Raw genomic sequence first — 20,409 nt, forward strand, 5'->3', positions numbered from 1 at the left:
CAGTTCTTCGGGTGATCCCTGCCATCGGTTCAGATCGAGAGGAAGACCGTCTCGCCCGCGCCCTGCAGCCGGATGTCGAAGGTGAGCTCGCCCGCGCCCGCGGGCTGCGCCAGCAGCGTCGCGGCGCGCTCCGGCGCCAGCTCGGACAGCAGCGGGTCGGTCGCGTTCGCCGCGGACTCGTCCGGGAAGTAGATGCGCGTGACGACCCGGTCGAGCAGGCCTCTGGCCAGCACCGTCACGTCGATGTGCGGCGCCTGGCCGTCACCGATCGCACCCGGTTTGATCGTGACGATCCGGAACCGGCCCGCGGCATCGGTGCTGCACCGACCGAAGCCGACGAACCCGGAGCCGCTCGCGCCGCGCGGATCGTCGGGATGGTCGAAGCGGCCGTCCGCGTCGGCCTGCCAGGTCTCGATGACGCCGTCGGGAACGGGCTCGCCCGCTCCGTCGGTGAGCACGCCCGAGATCAGGATCGCGCCGGGGGCGCCGTCGGGAACGACGAGGTAACCGTTCGGCCAGGTCAGCCCGAGCGACAGGAACGGCCCGACGGTCTGCGACGGTGTCTCTCCCAGCGGGGCGATCTCACTCATGGGGCTCCTCGAAGACGCTCTGCTCGCGGCCGCGCAGCACGATGTCGAACCGGTACGCGAGCGCCCAGTCCGGGCGCGTGGCCTCCAGGTCGAAGGTGGAGATCATCCGGCGACGGGCGGCCTCGTCGGGCACCGAGTTGTAGATCGGGTCCTGGGCGAAGAGCGGGTCGTCGGGGAAGTACATCTGCGTGACCAGCCGCTGGGTGAACGCGCGGCCGAACAGCGAGAAGTGGATGTGCGCGGGCCGCCAGGCGTTGCGGTGGTTGCCCCAGGGGTAGGCGCCGGGCTTGATGGTGGTGAAGGAGTAGTTGCCGGCCGAGTCGGTCAGCACGCGGCCACCGCCGGAGAAGTTCGGGTCGAGCGGCGCAGGCCAGTTGTCCCCGGCGTGGGCGTAGCGGCCCGCCGCGTTGGCCTGCCACACCTCGACGAGCGTGTCGGGCACCGCGCGGCCGTCGGCGTCCAGCACGCGGCCGAACACGACGATCCGCTGCCCGATCGGCTCGCCGGCGTGCTGGGTGGTCAGGTCGTGGTCCGACGGGCCGACGTCGCCGACCAGCAGCGGGCCGGTGATCTCGGTGAGCCGGTCCCGCAGGATCACCGGGGCCTGCGACGGCGCGCGCAGCCGGGTGCTGCGGTAGTCGTGCGAGGCCAGCGCCGGGTGCGTGCCGGGCGGGGGCGACCGGTACCCGGCCGGGTGCGGGATCGTCATCAGAGTGCTCCGTGGGGTAGACCGACATAGTTCTCGGCGAGGCTCGTTGCCGCAGCCCGGGACGAGACCGTGTAGCGCAGCTGCGAGAGCTGCAGGCGGCGGGTGAACGCGTCCTCGGTGTCGAAGGTGTGCAGCATCGAGGTCATCCACCACGAGAAGTGCTCGGCGCGCCAGACCCGACGCAGGCAGGTGTCGGAATAGGCATCGATCCCCGACTCGTCGCCGTTGCGGAGGTACCCGGTGAGCGCCTCGGCGAGCACGCGGACGTCGGCGATCGCGAGGTTCATGCCCTTCGCGCCGGTGGGTGGCACGATGTGGGCCGCATCGCCTGCCAGGAAGAGCCTGCCGTGGCGCATCGGCTCCGCGACGACGCTGCGCATGGCCGTCACGCTCTTCTCGAGCACCGGGCCCTCGTTGAGGTGGAAGCCGTCAGCGGCGAGCCGGGTGCCGAGCTCGTCCCAGACCTGACCGTCCGACCAGGTGCTCGCGTCGGTGTCGGGGGGAACCTGCAGGTACAGCCGCGTGACCTCGGGGCTGCGCATGGAGTAGAGCGCGAAGCCGTTGGCGTGGCTGGCGTAGACGAGCTCATGGTGCGTCGGGGCCGCCTTGGCGAGGATCCCGAGCCACGCGAACGGGTAGTCGCGCTCGAACATCTCCGGCGCGAACGCGCCGCGGGTGATCCCGTGGAAACCGTCGCAGCCCGCGATCACCGCGCAATGCAGCTCCTGTGCGCGGCCGTCGGCATCGGTGAAGGTGATCAGCGGGTCGTCGTCGAGACCGGCGACGGCGACGTCGGAGACCTCGAACAGGATGTCGCCGCCGGCATCGAGCCGGGCGGCGATGAGATCCTTGACGACCTCCTGCTGCCCGTAGACGACGATGCCGCGCCCGGTGAGGTCGGCGAAGTCGATGCGGTGGTCGCCACCGTCGAAGCGCAGCGAGATGCCCTCGTGGGGCAGGCCCTCGCGGTCCAGGCGATCGGCGAGGCCGACCTCGCGCAGCAGCTCGACCGTCGGGTGCTCCAGCACCCCGGCCCGCACCCGCTGCTCGACGTAGTCGCGGCTGCGGGTCTCGAGGACCACGGCATCGATGCCCTGGCGGGCCAGCAGGTGCGACAGCAGCAGCCCCGCGGGCCCCGCTCCCACGATTCCGACCTGGGTTCGCATGACCGAGAGCCTGGCCCTCCGATCGGGCGGTCTCGACGCGACTTCCGGAGAACGGAAGGATGGGCCGATGGGCGAGACGGTCACCACGCGCGTGCTGGGCGTCCTCGACGCGTTCAGCGCCGAACGGCCGGAGCTGACGCTGACCGAGATCGCGCGCCGCGCCGGGCTGCCGCTGTCCACCGCGCACCGGCTCGTCGGCGAGCTCACCGCATGGGGCGCGCTGGAACGCGCCGACGACGGCCGCTACCGCATCGGACTGCGCCTGTGGGAGGTCGGCGCGCTGGCCCCACGCGGGCTGGGCCTGCGCGAGTCGGCGATGCCCTTCCTCGAGGACCTCTACGCGGTGACGCAACAGAACGTGCAGCTCGCGGTGCTCGACGGCACCGAGGTCGTCTACGTGGAGCGGCTGTCGGGCCGCGGGGCGGTCAACGTGATCACCCGGGTCGGGGGCAGGCTCCCCCTGCACGCCACCGGCGTCGGGCTCGTGCTGCTGGCCCACTCCAGCGCGGAGCTGCAGGAGCAGGTACTGGCGGCGCCGCTGCAGCGGTTCACGGCCCGCACCATCTGCCGACCCGACGAGCTGCGCCGGGTGCTCGCCGACGTGCGGCACACCGGTGTCGCGATCAGCAACGGGCAGATCGAGCTCATCTCCCTGTCGGTGGCGGCCCCGGTGCGCGGGCGCCGCGGTGACGTCGTCGCGGCACTGTCGATCGTCGTGCCGTCCGACTCCGACCCCCGGGCCTTCGTGCCGGTGGTGCGGACCGCGGCGCGGGGCATCTCCCGAGTGCTGGGGGCGCCGGAGCGAAGGCGATAGCGTCCGGAGCACCCCAGGCCCTTGCGCCGCGAAGCACTCCGCACGACGATCACGCGGGTGGATGTCGTCGAGTTCCGCCCCACCCCCGATCAGTACGCGTGGACGTTCGGCGGTGTCGCGCCGACGCACCGGGTCCGGCCCGGCACCGCGCTGAAGCTCTGGACCGAGGATGCCTTCTCCGGGCGCCTGCAGCGCGCCTGCGACCTGCCCAGCCAGGTGCTGGACATGACGGAGGTGAACCCGCAGACCGGCCCGTTCCACGTGGAGGGCGCCGAGCCCGGCGACACGCTGGCCATCCACATCGTGGACCTGACTCCGGCCCGCGACTGGGCGGCGTCCACCACGATCCCGTTCTTCGGCGCCCTCACCGGCACCGACCGCACGGCGCTGCTGAACACCCCGCTGCCCGAGCAGACGTGGATCTACCAGCTCGACCGCGCCCGCAACACCGTGCTCTTCGAGGCCCAGCGCCCGGTGCGCGGCAGTGACGGCTTCAGCATCGAGCTGCCCTGCAACCCCATGCTCGGCACCGTCGGTGTCGCCCCAGCCGGCCGCGAGGTGCGCTCGAGCCTGGTGCCCGACAAGTTCGGCGGCAACATGGACACCCCCGAGATGAAGGCGGGCACCACCTGCTTCCTCGGCGTCAACGTCGAGGGCGCGCTGTTCTCCGTGGGCGACGGCCATTACCGCCAGGGTGAGGGCGAGAGCTGCGGCACGGCCGTCGAGGGTGCCATGGAGGTGACCCTGATCGTCGATCTGATCAAAGGTGGCGCGCCCGAGTGGCCCCGGCTCGAGCACGACGACCACTACGCCGTCGTCGGCTCGTCGCGCCCTCTGGAGGACGCGTGGCGGGCCAGTCAGGTCGGGATGGTCGGCTGGCTCGGCGAGCTCTACGGGCTCGACCGTCTCGATGCCTACCAGCTGCTCACCCAGATCAGCCGCTCCCCGCTGGCCAACGTCGTCGACGCCAACTACAGCGCGCTCACCCTCGTCGAGAAGTCGCTCCTGCCCGCCGCCGATGCCTACGGCGCCATGCACCGCCACCTGCGCGAGCTCTCGCGCGAACTCATCTAGGAGCACTCCATGGATCTGCAGCTCACCGGCAAGACCGCGCTGGTCACGGGCGGCACCAAGGGCATCGGGCGCGCCACCGTCGAGGCGTTGGTGGCCGAGGGCATGCGGGTGGCGTTCTGCGCCCGCACCGCAGCCGACGTCGCCACGGCGGAGAAGGAGCTGCGGGCCGCAGGCGGCGACGTGGCCGGCACCGCCGTCGACGTGGCCGACGCGGCGGCGCTGACGGCCTGGGTGGCGGCGTCGGCCGAGGCGTTCGGCGGGATCGACGTGGTCGTCGCGAACGTCAGCGCGCTGGCCATCGGCTCCGGCGAGGACAACTGGCAGGCGAGCTACCAGGTCGACCTCATGCATACCGTCCGGCTGTGCGAGGCGGCGCAACCGCACCTGGAGACGTCGAAGGGTTCGATCGTCGCGGTCTCGTCGGTGTCCGGTCGCGAGATCGACTTCGCGAAGGACGCGTATGGCACCATGAAGGCCGCCGTGATCCATTACATCTCCGGGCTGGCCTTCCAGCTCGCGGCATCAGGCGTGCGGGCCAACTGCGTCTCGCCGGGCAACACCTACTTCCCCGGAGGCGTGTGGCAGGGCATCGAGGGCGGCAACCCCGATCTGTTCGCCACGGCCATGGATCTCAATCCCACGGGCCGGATGGCGACCGCCGAGGAGATCGCGTACGCCGTCACCATGCTCGCCAGCCCGCGCGCGTCCTTCATCACGGGCACCAACCTCGTCGTCGACGGTGCTCTCACCAGAGGAGTGCAGTTTTAGTGCGCGAATTCCGCGTAGCCATCCCCGAACCCGACCTGGACGACCTGCGCTACCGGCTCGCCCGCACCCGGTGGCCCGAGGCGGCCACGGTGGCCGGCTGGTCGCAGGGCGTCCCCCTCGACTACGCGCGGGAGCTCACCGACTACTGGGCCAACCAGTACGACTGGCGCCGCTGCGAGTCCGAGCTCAACGCGCTGCCGCAGTTCCGCACCGGCCTGGACGGCGGTGGTGACGACCGCGTCGAGATCCACCTGATCCATGCGAGGTCGCGGCACAAGGGTGCGATGCCGCTGCTGCTGACGCACGGCTGGCCGGGCTCGGTGATCGAGTTCGTCGACATCGTCGACGCGCTCATCGACCCGCCCGATCCCCGCGACGCGTTCCACGTCATCGCGCCGTCGCTGCCCGGGTACGGGTTCAGCGGCAAGCCGACGATCGCGGGCTGGGGAGTCGAGCGGATCGCCACCGCGTGGGCGCAGCTGATGGACCGGCTCGGCTACGAGCGCTACGGCGCCGCCGGCGGCGACTGGGGCTCGATCATCACCTCCGCGCTGGGCACCGGCGCGCCGGAGAACCTGTTCGGCATCCACCTGACGATGCCGATCGCGCAGCGGCCCGAGACCGGCGACGTGGGCCCGCTCACCGCCGACGAGAAGGGCCGCCTCGCCGAGCGCGAGGCGTTCGCCAAGGTCGGCACGGGCTACTCGGCCGAGCAGTCCACCCGCCCGCAGACGCTGGGCTACGGGCTCGCCGACTCCCCGTCGGGCCAGGCCATGTGGATCGTCGAGAAGTTCTGGGACTGGACCGACTGCGCCGGGCACCCGGAGAACGTGATCTCGCGCGACCGCCTGCTCGACAACGTGATGCTGCACTGGCTGCCCAACACCGGCGCGTCGTCGGCACGGCTGTACTGGGAGAGCTTCAAGAGCAGGCGCGTGGACACCGTCGAGGTGCCCACCGGCATCACGCAGTTCCCGCACGAGCTGGTGCGGCTGCCGCGCTCCTGGATCGAGCAGCGCTACACCGACGTGCGGCACTGGTCGGAGCCGAAGACCGGCGGCCACTTCGCGTCGCTGGAGCAGCCCGAGGTGTACGTGGACGAGCTGCGGGAATTCTTCCGTCCCCTGCGCTGACCTCCCGCTGGAACGGCGCGCTTCGCCGCAGCCCGCGCAACCTGACCCCAGCCCGTCAGGGGGTGGGCAGGCCGCCTGCCGCGCGCAGGATCAGGTACATCGCGAGGTCCGTGGAGCGCTCCCGGATGTCGGCCCGGCTGCCGGGCAGCCGGACGTCGCGGGCGATCACCTGGCCGTCGCCGGTGGACACGCAGAGGCTGACGGTGCCCACCGGCTTCGCCTCCGTGCCGCCGCCCGGCCCGGCCACCCCCGTGATCCCGACGCCGATGTCGGCGCCGAGCCGCTCCCGCGCCCCGTCGGCCAGCGCCCGCGCCACCTGCGGCGACACCGCCCCGTGCGCGACGATCATGTCGGCCGGAACGCCGAGCAGCGCCGTCTTCGCCTCGTTCGTGTAGGCCACCACCCCGCCCGCCACGTACGCCGACGACCCGGCGCGGTCGACGAGGCGCGACGCGAGCATCCCGCCAGTGCACGACTCCCCGGTCGCCACCGTCAGCCCCGACGCCAGCAGCGCGCGCGCCACCAGCTCGTCGGTGCGCGCGCCGTCGGTGCTGAGCAGCTGCCTGCGGTGCCTGCCGACCAGCTCGTCGACGAGCGCCTCTGCCGTCTCCTCGGCGCCCGGCCGCGCGCGGATGTCCACCTCGAGCTCGGAGTGCCGCTGGCAGGTGGTGACCTCCAGCGCCGTCAGGTCCAGCGCGGCACCGACCTCGCGCAGCGACTCCGCGATCTCCGACTCCGGCAGCCCGAAGAAGTGCAGCGATCGCGACTCGGCGCGCGGCACCCTGGCCAGCAGCGCCTGCATGGGGGCGGTCGCGAGCGCCGAGGGCCACGAGCCCCGCAGCTCGCGCGGCGGTCCGGGCAGCACGACGACCAGCGGCCCGCCCGCGGTCGGCACGACCAGGCCCGGTGCGGTGCCCACCGGCGGGAGCACCACCGCACCGCGCGGCACCATCGACTGCTTGCGGGTGGCGGCGTCGACGGACGGGCCGCTGAACCCGGTGCGCGCCGACCAGCCTGCGACGATCGCCGCGATCGTGGCGTGCACCTGCTCGTCGAACTCGAGTTCGAGACCGGCGAAGTCGGCGACGACCTGGGCGGTGAGGTCATCGGCCGTCGGGCCCAGGCCGCCGCTGGTGATGAGCAGCTCGGCTCCCGCGTCGGCGGCGAAGCGCAACGCGGCGGCGAGATCGTCGGCCCGGTCCCCCACCAGGAGGAGGTGGGCCAGCTCGAAGCCGAGCCCGGCCAGCTCCGTGGCGAGCCACGGACCGTTGCTGTCGGAGATCACGCCGGTCAGCAGCTCGCTACCGGTGACGACGACGGCCGCGCGGGGCCGCTCACCTGCATCCATGGGAGGGACGTTAGTCACTCACGCAGGATCGAGGTCACGTCCCTCGAGCGCCACCGACGCGATGGCCGCGACGGCCGACTCGTCACCGATCCGGACGGCCTCGCCGAGCGGGTCGGCGTCGACGCACAGTGATCCGACACCCGCCGAGCGCGACGGTGCCATCGCGAGCAGGTGCCCCGGACCGCGGTCGGGATGTGCCGCGTCGGTGACGATCCGCAGCTCCGCGCCGTAGCGCCGCGATCCCTGCGCCACGGTGCCCAGCCCCGGCACGATCCGGTCGAGCGTGCGGGCCCACAGCGACATGCCCGCATCGGCGTCCTCGTGCATGTCGTCGGCGCCGCGGCACAGCATGACGAGCACGTGCGTGGCGCCACCGCGCAGCGCGCGCAGCATCGCCAGCGGCTCGCCCACCGAGCCGTCCACCCAGCGGCGGCCGCCGTAGGAGACGGGCGGCCCGCACAGCAGCGGGATCGAGGCACTGGCCCGCAGCGCCTGCACCCAGTCGGCGTCGGTGACCATGCCCTCGAGCGTGTGCGGGGTGAGGTCGGCTGTGTCAGTGGCCACAATCCGCAGCGGGGCGGGCGTTCGGCCCAATCCGGCCCAGTCCATCGGCCGGCGCGACCCGATCGCGTCGACGAGGTGGTCGAGCGAGACCACCGGTCGCCGCGACCCCAGGCGCTTCATGTTGATGAATGCCTCGGTCGACAGGTCCTCGTGGAAACAGGTGGCGCAGTCCTCGGCATTGCCGGTGAGGAAGGCCGCCGCACTGAACGATCCGGAGGAGGCTCCGTACACCTCGTCGAAGCCCGGCTGCAGGCCAGCGCGTTCCAGCGCCCTCAGCATGCCCGCGACGTAGGTGCCGCGCATCCCGCCGCCGCCGATGACCAGGGCCACCCGATGATCGTCATGTCGTGCCCCGGGGGTGCTGCCGTCGGCGCGCCGGTCGAGCAGGACGCGCATCACGTCCCGGTCGCCGTGCAAGAAGGGGAGCGACCCCTCAGAATCCACGTCGAAAGAGTACGGGGCCCGCGGCCGATCCGCCCGGTCCGGAGTCGAGGAATACGGTCACGCACAGCTCACACACATGTCGACTCAGCGTCACCACAGGGAGCCACACCTAACGTGGGCCCCAATGAATCCGCCAACGAGCAACGTCGGGAGGACTCCGATGAACGCCTGGAACTCCCTGCCCGCGCCGACCTGGGTCGGCCGAGTGGATCGTCACGACCCCGTCCGGGCCATCGCCGTCGACGGCCGCTTCGGTGCGGCCCGGCTGCTGGTGACCGCGGGCGGCATCCCCATCGGCACGATCGAGCTGCCGCTCGTCGGCGGGCGCGCGACGGCCAACACCGTCCGCACCGCGCTCGACGACGCGCTCGGCACCGTCGCCTCCCCGGCAGCTCCCCCCGTCTCCGCCAGCCCGCTGACCGTCGTGGTGGCCACCCGTGGCCGCCCGGACAGCGTGGACCGCTGCGTGCGCGCACTGCTCGCCGGTGACCACCCCGACGTCACCGTGCTCGTGGTCGACAACGACCCGGTCGACGACGCCACCGCCGCCGTCGTGCGGGCCATCGACGACAAGCGGGTGCGCTACGTCCGCGAGCCGCGCCGCGGCGCGTCCGCCGGACGCAACCGCGGCCTGCTGGAGGCCGACACCGCGATCGTCGCCTTCACCGACGACGACACCGAGCCCGACCGCAGCTGGGCCTCCCGCATCACGGGCGCGTTCGACGCCGAGCCCGAACTGGACTGCCTCAGCGGCCCGGTGCTCGCCGCACGCCTGGGCACCCCGGAGGAGCTGGCGGCCGACGCCGCGCTGGGCTGGAGCAAGGGCTACACCCCGCGCCGGTTCGCCCTGGCCGCGCCGCCCGCCGACTCCCCGATCTTCCCGTTCTCCCCCGGACTGTTCGGGATCGGCGCCAACCTGGCCGTGCGCACCGACGTCGCGCGCGCCGCGGGCGGCTTCGACGAGGCGCTCGGCCCGGGATCGGCCACGTTCAGCGGCGAGGACTGCGAGTTCCTCGTGCGCCTCGTGCTGGCCGGCAACGTGCTGGGCTACGAGCCCGGCATCTTCGTCTGGCACCACCACCGCGTCGACGCCGCCGCGCTGCGCAAGCAGGTCTACGGCTACGCGGTCGGGCTCGGCGCGTTCCTCACCAAGATCGCCCTGGACCCCCGCGCCCGCAGGACCGCGGTGCGCCGGATCCCGGCCGCCGTCTCGGCGCTGCGCCGGATCAACACCCAGGGCAGCGCCACCAGCGCTACCAGCACCTCCGGGACGGCCGCACCGGCACTGCCGGCGGGCTCGAGCGCAGCCCGGATGCGCGGGCTCGCCGCCGGACCGCGGGCGTACCTGCGGTCCCGCCGCGCCACCCGCCGCTCCGGTGGTCAGGTGCCCGCGCTGGCCGCCGACCGTCCGGCGCCGGCCCGAGCCCGCAAGGCGGCCCCAGCGGACGCGCTGGCCGCCTGAGGCGACCTCGCACACCCTCGCCGGTCCTCGCACACGTTCCACGGTGTGCGAGGACCGGCGACGTCATGCGAAGTCGGGGTGGGCGTGCGCCCCGATCAGGCCGGGATCTGTCGCGATCTCCGAAAGCCGCTCCCGTGGCTCCGCCAGCAGCCTCCGCGCCGCGGCGTCGAGCAGGCCCATCCGGCAGCTGATCTCGGCCGCCACGACGCCGTCGGCGCGGCGCAGCGTGTGGGCCATCTCGAAGGTCTTCCCGGCGCCGAACGCGATCCGGGAGTCGATCTCGACGTCGTCACCGTGGCGCAGCTCCCGCAGGAACCGGACATGGGTCTCCAACAAGACGATCCCCATCCCGCGCTCGACCAGCCGGGCCATCGAGCAGCCCGCCGCGGCGAGGTGCTCGGTGCGCGCGTGCTCGCCGTAGCGGTGGTAGATGGCGTGGTTGACGTGCTGGTTGGCGTCGACCTCATAGCTGCGCACCACGATCCGCACCGCGAACTGACCGTCCATGACCACTGAGGATCGCACGCGCCGGGGGTCTTGTTGTGCCCCCATGAGCGTCGCCGTAGGGTTCCGTCCATGGACGCCGATACCCCCGGCGAGAAGACTCCCGCCGACGGTCTCGACGTCGGTGAGATCATCCGCTTCGACGTTGTCGATCATGGACCAGGCGTGCGCGTGCTGCACGTCGTGGGCGAGCTCGACACCCTCACCGCTCCGTTGCTCAACGCGCGCCTGCAGGAACAGCAGGCCGCCGCGCGCCACATCGTGCTCGACCTGACCGACGTCACGTTCCTCGGCTCGGCCGGGCTCGCCGTGCTCGTCGGGGCCAAGGACGCAGCCGATGCCGCCGGCGGCAGGCTGTGGGTGGTGCCCGGCTCGCGGATCGTGAAACGCGCGATGGAGGCCACCGGCCTGCTCCCGCACTTCGCCATCGCCGACGACGTGCCCGAGGCACTCGCCGCGGCTCGGTAGCCGGCCAGGGAGGCGTAAGGGCGCCTGGTGGCCCCCGCGGTCTTCAACACCGACGTGGCCGAGCACCTCGGCCAGGCGGGTTCGATTCCCGTCCGCCTCCGCCGAGCTCTTTCGACAGCGCGGCGACCACTGCCGCCGTCGCGAGGAACGCGGCCGACACCAGCGCGGCCACGGCCGCGCCCGCGACCCTGCTGAGGTCCCCGAGCAGCAGGTTCGTGCCGATCAGCGCCGTGCTCTGCACCATGCCCAGCAGTGCCTGCACGCGCGACAGGTGCGAGCCGGGCGTTCGGGCCACCAGCTGCGGTCCGGCGTGGGCGATGAACACCGCCAGCCCGCAGCCGATCAGCACGCCGCCCCCGAAGGCGACCCCGACGACCGGCGCCAGTGCCAGCGCGATGGCCCCGGCAGCGGTGCCCAGCAGGCCGGCGGCGACGGCTCGACCGGTGCGCGGGTGCACGCCGGTGCGGGCGATCACCAGCGCGCCGACGAGCGCGGCGGCACCGATCGACCCGTCGACCCAGCCTGCTCCCGTGACACCCCAGTCCCGCTCCCTGGCCAGCAGCGGCACGGCCAGCGAACCGAGCGGGAGCACGAACCCGCCCGCCACCGCGTAGAGGCCGAGCACCTGACGCAGCGCGCGGCGGCGCATCGCGACCCGCAACCCGTCGCGCATCTCGCTCCACACCGATCCCCGTTCCACCGGCGCGGGGCCGCTCATCGGCCGCAGCACGACCATCACCACCAGCACGAGCAGGAACGACGCCGCGTTGAGTCCCAGTGCCGCGCCGAGCCCGCCGAGCGCGACGAGCAACCCGCCGAGCGGGCCGCCAGCGAGGCTCCCGATCTGGGACCCGGCATTGCGCAGCGCGAGCGCCCGCGGCAGCTGCTCGGCGTCGACGAGCCGGGCCGGCAGCGCGCCCGCCGCCGGGAAGTAGAACGACGTGGTCACCCCGAGCACGACCGCGATGGTGGCCAGCAGCCACAGCGGCGTGCCGTAGGCCCCGGCGAGCACGATGGCCAAAGCGGATCCGACCAGCAACAACGCGTCCGCGGTGAGCATCACGCGGCGCGGCCCGATCCGGTCGGCGATCGTCCCACCCAGGAGCATCAGCAGCGTCCGCGGCACGATCACGGCCGCCAGCACCGCACCCGCCGCCGTGCCGCCGTAGGCGGTGGCGGCCCAGCCGATCGCGAAGTAGAGGACGGCATCGCCCACCTGCGAGACGGTGGCCGCCGCCACCCAGATCCGGAACCCCGTCGGAAGAAGTTGAGTCCGCACGACTCAATCATGGCTCGACACCCCCGAAGGGAGTCAAGCAGAGTTGAGCCGGACTGACTCAACTCGCCGTGAGGGTGCTCGGAACCCGGCGGGTCGACTCCCGATAACCCCTGATCAATGCCAGGGTGGGGGGATGGACGCCCTCGACCTGACTGCGCTCACCGCGGTCGAGATCGCCGAACGGGTGCGCGACGGGCGCAGCAGCGCCGTGGAGGTGGCCGAGGCGCACCTGGCGCGCGTCGGCGAGCGCGAGCCCGTCATCGGCGCGTTCCAGACCTGCGACCCGCGCCGCGTGCTGGCCGAGGCAGGCGCCGTCGACACCAGGGCCGACCGGTTCGCGCTGCCGCTGGCCGGCGTGCCCGTCGCCATCAAGGACAACATCGACGTGGCCGGCTACCCCACCCGCCACGGCTCCGCCGCCACGTCCACCACCCCGGCCCGGCGCGACGACGAGCTGGTCAAGCGGCTGCGCGCGGCCGGCGCGGTGGTGGTGGGCAAGACCCGGATGTCGGAGCTCGCGATCTGGGGGTTCACCCAGTCCGCGCTCGGCTGCACGCTGAACCCGCTCGACGAGACGCGGGACCCGGGTGGGTCCAGCGGCGGCAGCGCCGCGGCCGTCGCGGCCGGCATGGCCACGATCGCGCTCGGCACCGACAGCGGCGGCTCGATCCGCATCCCGGCGGCCTACTGCGGGCTGGTCGGGCTCAAACCGGGCACCGGCGTGGTGCCGCTGCCGGGCGGCGTCGGCGAGCGCTGGCACGGCCTGACGGCGGCGGGCCCGCTCGCCCGCACCGCCAGGGACGCCGCCCTGATGCTCAGCGTGCTGTGGGGCGCACCGGTGACGCTCACGGCGGAGGGTCCCGGCCGGATCGCGCTGTCGCTGCGCAGCCCCGGCCCGTCGGGCCAGCTCCACGCCGACCACCGGGCCGCCGTCGTCGGCGCGGCGGCGCGACTGCGCGCCGGGCCCGGCGGCTGCACCGTGACGTTCGACGACCCGCCGTACCCGCACCGGCTCGGCGCCCAGTGGGCGAGCCGCTGGCACGCCGGGGTGGCGGCCGATGCCGCCGCGCTGGAGCTGGACCTGGCCGAGGTGGAGCCCCGCACCGCCAGCGTCGTCCGCAGGGGCAGGCAGGTGCTGCGCTTCACCCCACCGCGCCCGGCCACCGTCACAGCCTGGCGCGAGAGCGTCCTCGCCTGGCTCGACGACGCCGGATACGACCTGCTGCTCTCCCCCGCGGTCGCCGGCCCGGCACCTGCCGCGGGCACCCTGTCCGACCACGGGTACCTGCGCACCGCGCTGCAGTCGGCCCGGCGCGTGCCCTACACGCAGGCGTGGAACCTGGCCGGGCTGCCCGCGGTGGTGGCACCCGTCCTGATCGGCGGCCGGGCGGTGGGGGTGCAGCTCGTGGGACGTCCCGGTTCCGAGGCCGCGCTGCTCGCCGCGGCCGCGCGCCTGGAGCGGCAGCCGGTGCCGACCGCGGGCGCCGCGACGCCCCGCGCGTACGTCTGATCCCGACGTCGCACACCTTCGCCGGTGCTCGCACACCCTGGAACGCGTGCGACGACCCCCAACGGTGTGCGAAGACAGCCGCGCTCAGCGCTCCAGCACGACGGCCGGCACCAGCGCCACCCCGACCCAGCGGACCAGCAGCACACGCAGCGCCGCGAGCGGGTGGCTCCGGACGCCGTCCGCGGCGGGCGCGACCGGCACCTCCAGCACGCTGGCGACGACCCGGTCGGCGACCGCGCGCGGCGCGGTGGGCAGGAGCAGGTCGCTGTCCTGCTTCTCCTCGCCGTCGCCGTCCTTGGCCCCCAGCCCGGCCGCGACGAGCCGTAGGCGCGCGCCGCCGCCGAGGCGCAGGATCAGCGGCTCATCCATGCGCACGCCCCGGATCCTGCGCTCCTCGATGGCCACCGACCGGTGGGTGATCAGCCCGTAGGCGATCCGCAGGGTGCCGTCGTCGGCGCGGCGCACCGTGTACCCGCCGTAGAACAGGACGTAGAGCACCGTCGACAGCACGGTGTTGAGCACCAGCAGGACCGCGAGCGCGACGATCACGACGGTGGGCACCGGCGTGCCGACGACCCAGTCCCACGCCGCCTGCACCGGACCGGAGCCGAAGACCTCGTCGCCCCCGACCGTGCGGAGCAGCTGCGTGGCACCGGCGAGGAGCACTCCCACCGCGACGAGTCCGAGCAGCGAGAACGGGGCCAGGCGCAGCCAGCTCGCCTCGAAGGAGGCCAGCGCGTTCGGGTCCCCGCCGGAACCGGAAGCAACGCCGGAAACGGTCCCAGCGGGCCGGCCCCGCCGCACCAGCAGCATCTCGCGCAGCCGCTCCGCCTCGCCGCGCGCCACCGAGTCGAGTTCGACCTCGTCATCGGCATCGCCGCCCTGGCGCCCGGTGCCGATCACCACCACCGCGAGCCCGGCGACGCGGTGCGTGATGTCGGCGGTGAGGTCGACCGAGCGCAGCCGGTCGCGCGCCACGGCCCGGTGCTTGCGCACCAGCATCCCGCTGCGCATCTCGACGTGCGTGCCCGTGATGCGGTAGCGGGTGGTGGCCCAGGACCAGGCGCTGAGAAGGAACGCGCCCAGCGCGACAACCACGCCGATGAGCGGCTCGACCACACCGACCTCGTCCCAGCCGCGGAACGTGATCACCAGCAGGCCGGTGACCAGCAGCCCGGCCAGCGGCTGCAGCGGCGCCACCCAGATCGACCGGCGGTGCAGCCGCAGCCATTCCTGCTCCGGCACGGCGACCACGCCGGGAACAGCGGCGCCCGACTCCCTGATGTCCGACCCCGTGACGTCCGGGCTCATGTCGCGTCGCCAGGGGTGTCCTCGGTGGCCGCCGACAGCCGCTCCACCAGCTCGGCCGCCACGTCGCGGTCCAGCCCGTGGATCTTCAACGCCCCGGCCGTCGACGCCGTGGTGACCGTGACGGTGGACAGGCCCAGCCACTGCTGCAGCGGTCCCCGCTTGGTGTCGACGGTCTGCACGCGCGACAGCGGCGCCACCCGCCAGTCCTGGACGAACACACCGTCGCGGACGTAGACGGCCTGGTCGGTGGGCTCGTACCGGTGCCGCCGGTAGCGCATCGACGGGAGCACCGCGACGTCGGCGAGCCCGATCACGGCGATCACCACATCCAGCACCACCAGCCAGGCCGGCGAGAAGATGACCAGGCCGACGCCGCCGACGACGAGCAGCGCCAGCCACCACCCCGCCGACTGCAGCCGCCACCAGGTGATGGCGCGCCGGTCGACGGGGTGCCGCGGTGGCCGCAGCCGCAACGGTGCGGTCGCCGCGGTGGTCAGAGATCCAGAAGTTACCTCTGCACCATGGCGCAGAGGTCCGCCCCCGTCGTCATCCTTACGTCTCGTCTGCTCCGAAGGAGGTATTGCCCACCCGCGCTACCGCTGGTTGCGCCACGGCCCCGTGATCGCGAACGTGAACCCCGGCTCCTGGACGTTGGCGAAGAGGAACTTCCGGTCCGGCGAGTAGATCGGCCCCGTGAACTCCACGTTCTTCGTCTTCGCCGTGACGAAGTCGTTGCGTGCCATCGGGAACGTCGCGCCGCTCGGGGTGGCGCCGACGAGGTGCTGGATGCCCTCACCGTCCTCGGCGAGGATCACGCCACCGTAGGGCGAGACGCTGATGTTGTCGGGACCGTCGAAGGCGCCGTCGCGCGCCGGGTCCGGGTTCTTCGTGAACAGCAGCTTCAGCGTGAGCGTCGACCGGCGCGGGTCGTAGAGCCACACCTGGCCGTCGTGCACCACCGGGCTCTCGGCGCGGGCGAAGCTCGAGACGATGTAGACACCCGGCCCGTCCCACCACGCGCCCTCGAGCTTGCGGGCCCGCGTGATGTCACCGTCGGCGAACTGCTTGCGGGTGGCCACGGTGCGCCCGTCGCGGTCGGGCACCGGGACCCACTCGACCCGGTAGACGGTGCCGGTCTTCGTCGCGAGCGACAGGTCCGGCACGTGCTTGCCGGCGCCGTCGGTGGCCTTCATCGCCGCGAGCACGCCGTCGGTCGCTCCGAGCCTCCGGAACCCGCCGCGCCTGCCGTTGAAGTTCTCCGGCGCCTTCCAGCGGTAGAGCAGGCCGTTGGGTCCTGCGGAGTCCTCCGTGAGGTAGACGTCGCCGAGGTGCGGGTCGACGGCGGCGGCCTCGTGCTCGAACCGGCCCAGCGCCTTGATCGGCCGGGGGTCGGCGTTCGCGCCCGCGTCGTAGGGGTCGACCTCGAAGACGTAGCCGTGGTCCTTCTGGAAGCCGTCCTTGCCGGCGAGCGCGTCGATCTCCTCGCAGGTGAGCCAGGTGTCCCACGGCGTGACGCCGCCCGCGCAGTTGGTGGCGGTGCCGGCGACGCCGACGGTCTCGCCGAGCCGCTTGCCGTCGCGGTCGACCTGGACCACGGTGCACCCGCCGGCAGCGCCCGGGTCGTAGGTGAGGCCGTCGTGGTGCGGCACGGGTAGGTCGGTGCCGAACGGGTCGCGGATCTCGTGGTTGGTGACCAGCACGGTGCCGCCGCCGCGGCGCGAGAAGGCTCCTGTGCCGTCGTGGTTGCGCGGCGTCGGCTCGCCCGAGTCCAGCATCGTGGCACCCGCCTCCGACACCAGCGTGTAGCCGAAGCCCTTCGGCAGCGCCAGTCGCTGTGCCGGGTCGGCCACGAGCGGGCCGTAGCCGGCCTGCTGCGGCGCCGCGGCCGCGGCCGGCGCGGTGATCAGCATCTCGGTGCTGCCGATCAGCATCACGCCGGCGCCCGCAGCGGCGCTGCGCTGCAGGAAGCCCCGCCGGGACAGGCCGTCGGGTTCGGTCTTGCCGGGCTCCGCTGTGCGGCTCGCGAGCTCGCTCACGTGTTCTCCGTTCCGTGCACGGGCCGGCCGAGGTTCACTCGACCGGGTGGTGGCCGGGCGTCACCGTCCCCGATCAGGACGACGGATCGGTGAACGGCGGGCGAACGGGACCGATCAGTCAGACGAGTCATCAGCGGCGAATACGACCAACACCGCACTCTCCCAGGTCGAGCCCGGCCCCGTTCAGGGGTTCTCCGGCGGTGCCCACTCCCCCGTCGCGAAGAACCGCTCCAGGGTCGCCGTGTAGGGCGCGAGGTCCATGCCCTTGCTCGCCACCCAGTCGTCGTCGTAGTAGCTGTGCTGGTAGCGCTCGCCGCCGTCGCAGATGAGCGTGACGATGCTGCCGCGCGTCCCCGCCGCCCGCATCCGGGCCACCAGGTGCCAGACGCCCCAGAGGTTGGTGCCGGTGGACCCGCCCGCCCAGCGGCCCGTCACGTCCCGCAGGTGGCGCGTGGCGGCCACGCTCGCGGCGTCGGGCACCGGGATCATCAGGTCGATCACGCTCGGCACGAAGCTGGGCTCCATGCGCGGACGGCCGATGCCCTCGATGCGGGAGGGCATCCCGGTGGCGTAGTCGGCGGCGCCGGTGACCCAGCCGGGGAAGAACGCCGAGTTCTCCGGGTCGACAACGGCCAGCCGCGTGTCGTGGCGGCGGTAGCGCAGGTAGCGCCCGATCGTGGCCGACGTGCCGCCCGTGCCGGCGCTCATCACGACCCACTCCGGGATGGGGTAGCGCTCCAGCGAGAGCTGGCTGAAGATCGACTCCGCGATGTTGTTGTTGCCCCGCCAGTCGGTGGCCCGCTCGGCGTAGGTGAACTGGTCCATGTAGTGGCCGCCGGTGTCGTCGGCCAGCCGCTGCGCCTCGGCGTAGATCTCGGGGGCGCGGTCGACGAAGTGGCACTTCCCGCCGTAGCGCTCGATCAGCGCGATCTTCTCGGGACTCGTGGAGCGCGGCATCACCGCCACGAACGACACGCCGATCAGCCGGGCGAAGTAGGCCTCGGAGACCGCCGTCGAGCCCGAGGACGCCTCCACCACCGTGGTGCCGCCGACGATCCAGCCGTTGGCCAGCGCATACAGGAACAGCGAGCGCGCCAGCCGGTGCTTGAGGCTGCCGGTGGGGTGCACCGACTCGTCCTTGAGGTAGACGTCCACGCCCCACTCGGGCGGCATCGGGAACGCATGCAGGTGCGTGTCGGCCGAGCGGTTGGCGTCGGCCTCGACGAGCCGGATCGCCTCGTTCACCCAGGCGCGGGTGCGGTCACAGGTCCGGTCGACGGGTTCAGCCACAACGTGACGCTAACCCGCCGGGTGGTGGTCAGTGCAGGGTGATGCGGCCGGTGCCGGTGCGGACCCGACCGATCACGGCCGCGACCCCGCCCAGCTCGGCCACCGCCGCGGCGGCCCGGTCGGGCGCAGCGCCGAACAGCAGCCCGCCGGAGGTCTGCGCGTCGGCGAGCAACAGGGCCTCCAGCTCACCGAACGCCCCGACGTCGACGGCGGGAGCGACCCAGTCCCGGTTGCGCCGCGTGCCGCCGGGCACCGTGCCGCCGGCGGCCAGCTCCCGGACCCCGGACAGGAACGGCACCGCGGCCACGTCGATCGCGGCGTCGACGCCCGACGCGGCGGCCATCTTCATCAGGTGCCCCAGCAGCCCGAACCCCGTGACGTCGGTGCAGCCGGTGGCACCGGCCCGCAGCGCAGCGGCCGCCGCAGCCGCGTTGCTGGCGACCATCGACGCCACCGCGGCGTCCTGCAACGCCGCAGGCGCCGTGCCGGCCTTGATCGCCGTGGTGGCGATGCCGACACCGAGCGCCTTGGTGAGCACCAGCACGTCGCCGTCGCGCAGACCGGCGTTGGTGAGGATGCGGTCCGGATGCACCTCACCGACCACGGCGAGGCCGTACTTGGGTTCCGGGTCATCGACGCTGTGCCCGCCGACCACGGCGAACCCGCCCTCGGCACCGATCTCGGCACCGCCCGCGAGCACCTCGGCCAGCATCGCCATCGGCAGCTCCGTGGACGGCCACGCCACCAGGTTGAGCGCGAACAGCGGCCGCCCGCCCATCGCGTAGACGTCCGAGGCCGCGTTCTGGGCGGCGATGCGGCCCCAGGTGCGCGGGTCGTCGACGACCGGGGTGAAGAAGTCGGTGGTGGCGACGAGTGCGCGGTCGGCGTCGAGGCGCCAGACGGCGGCGTCGTCACCGGTCTCGGTGCCGACGAGCAGATCCGGATTCGTCGAGGGAACGAGAGTGCGCAGCACGTCGGCGAGCAGGCCGGGCGCGAGCTTGCACCCGCAACCGGCGCCGTGGCTGAACTGCGTCAGGGTTCGGGTCGTTGGGGTTCGGATCGGAGCTGTGGACGACACGCCAGCACCCTATGCCGGACGCGCGTGCGCTCACCGCATGAGACCGTCCGCCGGGCGATTGCGGATGGTTGCGCACTCGTTCGGGCGAAGAAGCTACCGAACGTGACAATCACGCCCGCGCAGAGCCCCGTTCAGACCAATGGCATTCCCTCTCCCGCCGGCAACTCGTTCGACCTCGTCCGGCGTGGCTACGACCGCGACCAGGTGGATGCCCAGCTGCGGGAGCTGCGCGAACGGCTCGCCGCAGCGGAGTCGGCCCGCCAGGCCGCCGAGCAGCACGCCCGCGCCACCGAGGGCGAGCTGCGCAACGCCCGCGCGCAGGCCTCGGAGAACACGCCGGCGATCTCCCAGGAGAGCTTCGGCTTCCGGGCCGAGAAGATCCTGCGCCTGGCCGAGCACGAGGCCGCGGACGTCCGCAACCGCGCCGCCAACGAGGCCACCGCGCTCGTCGAGCAGGCCCGCGCCGACGCCGAGCGCCATCGCCACGAGGTGGAGCAGGCCCTGATCGCCCGCTCCGCGGAGCTGGACCAGGAGGCCGCGCAGCGCAACGTCGCCCTGCAGGAGCGCGAGCAGCAGGCTGCGGCCACCCTCACCGGCGCCCGCGAGGAGGCCGCCCGCATCGCCGACGACGCGCAGCACAACGCCGACCAGCTGGTGACCGAGGCCCAGAGCCGCGCGGAGGAGGTCCGGCACCGCAGCGAGCAGGAGACGCGCCGCCGCCGCGAGGCCGCCGACCAGGAGCTGCGCCGCATCGACGGCCTGCACGAGGGCGTCCGGGGCGAGATGGCCCGGCTGCACACGCTGCTGGGTGCCGAGCTGGGCACGAACGCCGCCGCGAAGTAGCCGGGTCGCTACGCTGCC

General features: G+C 73.2%; 19 protein-coding genes, 1 tRNA gene and 1 pseudogene. 9 read left to right on the forward strand and 12 right to left on the reverse strand.

Annotated features, from left to right (window positions below; all coding sequences use genetic code 11):
- Window positions 1-29: 29 nt before the first annotated feature.
- Genes pcaG through ACFPFQ_RS21530 form a run of 3 tightly spaced genes read right to left on the reverse strand, consistent with a single transcriptional unit; the run spans window position 30 to window position 2,465 of the window.
- Window positions 30-590: a protocatechuate 3,4-dioxygenase subunit alpha gene (gene pcaG, locus ACFPFQ_RS21520; protein ID WP_379621533.1), complete on the reverse strand. Its 561-nt coding sequence runs from the start codon at window positions 588-590 to the stop codon at window positions 30-32.
- The gene (pcaH, locus tag ACFPFQ_RS21525; protein ID WP_379621535.1) at window positions 583-1,299 is read right to left on the reverse strand and encodes a protocatechuate 3,4-dioxygenase subunit beta; all 717 of its coding nucleotides are present in this window, start codon (window positions 1,297-1,299) and stop codon (window positions 583-585) included. Before pcaH ends, pcaG begins: the two co-directional genes overlap by 8 nt.
- A complete protein-coding gene (locus ACFPFQ_RS21530) occupies window positions 1,299-2,465 on the reverse strand; it encodes a 4-hydroxybenzoate 3-monooxygenase (protein WP_379621537.1) in 1,167 nt (388 codons plus the stop codon). The genes pcaH and ACFPFQ_RS21530 overlap by 1 nt, the downstream gene beginning before the upstream one ends.
- A gap of 67 nt (window positions 2,466-2,532) precedes the next feature.
- On the opposite strand from ACFPFQ_RS21530, the gene ACFPFQ_RS21535 reads away from it, so the two are divergent.
- Genes ACFPFQ_RS21535 through ACFPFQ_RS21550 form a run of 4 tightly spaced genes read left to right on the forward strand, consistent with a single transcriptional unit; the run spans window position 2,533 to window position 6,254 of the window.
- Complete coding sequence (locus ACFPFQ_RS21535; protein WP_379621539.1) at window positions 2,533-3,279, forward strand: IclR family transcriptional regulator; 747 nt, start codon at window positions 2,533-2,535, stop codon at window positions 3,277-3,279.
- Between the two features lie 57 nt (window positions 3,280-3,336).
- On the forward strand, window positions 3,337-4,353 hold the full coding sequence (locus tag ACFPFQ_RS21540) for an acetamidase/formamidase family protein (RefSeq protein WP_379621541.1): 1,017 nt from the start codon (window positions 3,337-3,339) through the stop codon (window positions 4,351-4,353).
- Between the two features lie 9 nt (window positions 4,354-4,362).
- Window positions 4,363-5,121, forward strand: a complete 759-nt coding sequence (locus ACFPFQ_RS21545) for an SDR family NAD(P)-dependent oxidoreductase (protein ID WP_379621543.1) — start codon at window positions 4,363-4,365, stop codon at window positions 5,119-5,121.
- Window positions 5,121-6,254 carry an epoxide hydrolase family protein gene (locus ACFPFQ_RS21550; protein ID WP_379621545.1) on the forward strand — a complete coding sequence of 378 codons (1,134 nt, stop codon included), beginning with the start codon at window positions 5,121-5,123 and terminating at the stop codon, window positions 6,252-6,254. The genes ACFPFQ_RS21545 and ACFPFQ_RS21550 overlap by 1 nt, the downstream gene beginning before the upstream one ends.
- A 55-nt stretch (window positions 6,255-6,309) precedes the next feature.
- On the opposite strand, the gene ACFPFQ_RS21555 is transcribed toward ACFPFQ_RS21550, so the two are convergent.
- Window positions 6,310-7,602, reverse strand: a complete 1,293-nt coding sequence (locus tag ACFPFQ_RS21555) for a competence/damage-inducible protein A (RefSeq protein ID WP_379621547.1) — start codon at window positions 7,600-7,602, stop codon at window positions 6,310-6,312.
- Between the two features lie 18 nt (window positions 7,603-7,620).
- Window positions 7,621-8,610 carry a patatin-like phospholipase family protein gene (locus tag ACFPFQ_RS21560; protein WP_379621549.1) on the reverse strand — a complete coding sequence of 330 codons (990 nt, stop codon included), beginning with the start codon at window positions 8,608-8,610 and terminating at the stop codon, window positions 7,621-7,623.
- A 160-nt stretch (window positions 8,611-8,770) separates the two neighbouring features.
- Here ACFPFQ_RS21560 and ACFPFQ_RS21565 point away from each other — a divergent pair, with 160 nt between their 5' ends.
- Window positions 8,771-10,072 carry a glycosyltransferase family 2 protein gene (locus tag ACFPFQ_RS21565; RefSeq protein WP_379621551.1) on the forward strand — a complete coding sequence of 434 codons (1,302 nt, stop codon included), beginning with the start codon at window positions 8,771-8,773 and terminating at the stop codon, window positions 10,070-10,072.
- 63 nt (window positions 10,073-10,135) lie between these two features.
- Here the strand turns inward: ACFPFQ_RS21565 and ACFPFQ_RS21570 are convergent, their stop codons facing one another.
- Window positions 10,136-10,579 carry an acyl-CoA thioesterase gene (locus ACFPFQ_RS21570; protein ID WP_379621553.1) on the reverse strand — a complete coding sequence of 148 codons (444 nt, stop codon included), beginning with the start codon at window positions 10,577-10,579 and terminating at the stop codon, window positions 10,136-10,138.
- A gap of 69 nt (window positions 10,580-10,648) precedes the next feature.
- Between ACFPFQ_RS21570 and ACFPFQ_RS21575 the strand changes: the two genes are divergently transcribed.
- Together ACFPFQ_RS21575 and ACFPFQ_RS21580 are read left to right on the forward strand one after the other, a co-directional pair.
- Window positions 10,649-11,044, forward strand: a complete 396-nt coding sequence (locus ACFPFQ_RS21575) for an anti-sigma factor antagonist (RefSeq protein WP_379621555.1) — start codon at window positions 10,649-10,651, stop codon at window positions 11,042-11,044.
- A gap of 8 nt (window positions 11,045-11,052) precedes the next feature.
- Window positions 11,053-11,145 (forward strand) — tRNA-Sec (locus ACFPFQ_RS21580).
- 74 nt (window positions 11,146-11,219) lie between these two features.
- Here the strand turns inward: ACFPFQ_RS21580 and ACFPFQ_RS21585 are convergent.
- Window positions 11,220-12,323, reverse strand: a pseudogene (locus ACFPFQ_RS21585) (MFS transporter); the annotation flags it as partial.
- Between the two features lie 133 nt (window positions 12,324-12,456).
- Between ACFPFQ_RS21585 and ACFPFQ_RS21590 the strand changes: the two are divergent.
- Window positions 12,457-13,833, forward strand: coding sequence for an amidase (locus tag ACFPFQ_RS21590; protein WP_379621557.1), 1,377 nt, complete (start codon window positions 12,457-12,459; stop codon window positions 13,831-13,833).
- A gap of 84 nt (window positions 13,834-13,917) precedes the next feature.
- On the opposite strand, the gene ACFPFQ_RS21595 is transcribed toward ACFPFQ_RS21590, so the two are convergent.
- From ACFPFQ_RS21595 to selD, 5 genes are all read right to left on the reverse strand, one after another.
- Window positions 13,918-15,144, reverse strand: a complete 1,227-nt coding sequence (locus ACFPFQ_RS21595; protein ID WP_379621559.1) for a PH domain-containing protein — start codon at window positions 15,142-15,144, stop codon at window positions 13,918-13,920.
- A complete protein-coding gene (locus ACFPFQ_RS21600) occupies window positions 15,141-15,617 on the reverse strand; it encodes a PH domain-containing protein (protein ID WP_379621561.1) in 477 nt (158 codons plus the stop codon). The genes ACFPFQ_RS21595 and ACFPFQ_RS21600 overlap by 4 nt, the downstream gene beginning before the upstream one ends.
- A gap of 120 nt (window positions 15,618-15,737) precedes the next feature.
- Window positions 15,738-17,180 carry an alkaline phosphatase PhoX gene (locus ACFPFQ_RS21605; protein WP_379621563.1) on the reverse strand — a complete coding sequence of 481 codons (1,443 nt, stop codon included), beginning with the start codon at window positions 17,178-17,180 and terminating at the stop codon, window positions 15,738-15,740.
- 183 nt (window positions 17,181-17,363) lie between these two features.
- Entirely contained in the window at window positions 17,364-18,470 is a 1,107-nt protein-coding gene (locus tag ACFPFQ_RS21610) for a PLP-dependent cysteine synthase family protein (RefSeq protein ID WP_379621565.1), read from the reverse strand.
- A 28-nt stretch (window positions 18,471-18,498) separates the two neighbouring features.
- On the reverse strand, window positions 18,499-19,530 hold the full coding sequence (gene selD, locus ACFPFQ_RS21615; protein ID WP_379621796.1) for a selenide, water dikinase SelD: 1,032 nt from the start codon (window positions 19,528-19,530) through the stop codon (window positions 18,499-18,501).
- 120 nt (window positions 19,531-19,650) lie between these two features.
- Here selD and ACFPFQ_RS21620 point away from each other — a divergent pair, with 120 nt between their 5' ends.
- On the forward strand, window positions 19,651-20,391 hold the full coding sequence (locus ACFPFQ_RS21620) for a hypothetical protein (protein ID WP_379621567.1): 741 nt from the start codon (window positions 19,651-19,653) through the stop codon (window positions 20,389-20,391).
- Window positions 20,392-20,409: the final 18 nt, after the last annotated feature.

This window comes from Pseudonocardia sp. GCM10023141 (assembly GCF_042653605.1).

Bases quoted from the DNA above. Each gene is read 5' to 3' on its own strand.
- ACFPFQ_RS21545 (WP_379621543.1), top strand. From the start codon at position 4,363: ATGGATCTGCAGCTCACCGGCAAGACCGCGCTGGTCACGGGCGGCACC.
- ACFPFQ_RS21565 (WP_379621551.1), top strand. From the start codon at position 8,771: ATGAACGCCTGGAACTCCCTGCCCGCGCCGACCTGGGTCGGCCGAGTG.
- pcaG (WP_379621533.1), bottom strand. From the start codon at position 590: ATGAGTGAGATCGCCCCGCTGGGAGAGACACCGTCGCAGACCGTCGGG.
- ACFPFQ_RS21530 (WP_379621537.1), bottom strand. From the start codon at position 2,465: ATGCGAACCCAGGTCGGAATCGTGGGAGCGGGGCCCGCGGGGCTGCTG.
- ACFPFQ_RS21590 (WP_379621557.1), top strand. From the start codon at position 12,457: ATGGACGCCCTCGACCTGACTGCGCTCACCGCGGTCGAGATCGCCGAA.
- ACFPFQ_RS21555 (WP_379621547.1), bottom strand. From the start codon at position 7,602: ATGGATGCAGGTGAGCGGCCCCGCGCGGCCGTCGTCGTCACCGGTAGC.
- ACFPFQ_RS21535 (WP_379621539.1), top strand. From the start codon at position 2,533: ATGGGCGAGACGGTCACCACGCGCGTGCTGGGCGTCCTCGACGCGTTC.
- pcaH (WP_379621535.1), bottom strand. From the start codon at position 1,299: ATGACGATCCCGCACCCGGCCGGGTACCGGTCGCCCCCGCCCGGCACG.
- ACFPFQ_RS21570 (WP_379621553.1), bottom strand. From the start codon at position 10,579: ATGGACGGTCAGTTCGCGGTGCGGATCGTGGTGCGCAGCTATGAGGTC.
- ACFPFQ_RS21595 (WP_379621559.1), bottom strand. From the start codon at position 15,144: ATGAGCCCGGACGTCACGGGGTCGGACATCAGGGAGTCGGGCGCCGCT.
- ACFPFQ_RS21575 (WP_379621555.1), top strand. From the start codon at position 10,649: ATGGACGCCGATACCCCCGGCGAGAAGACTCCCGCCGACGGTCTCGAC.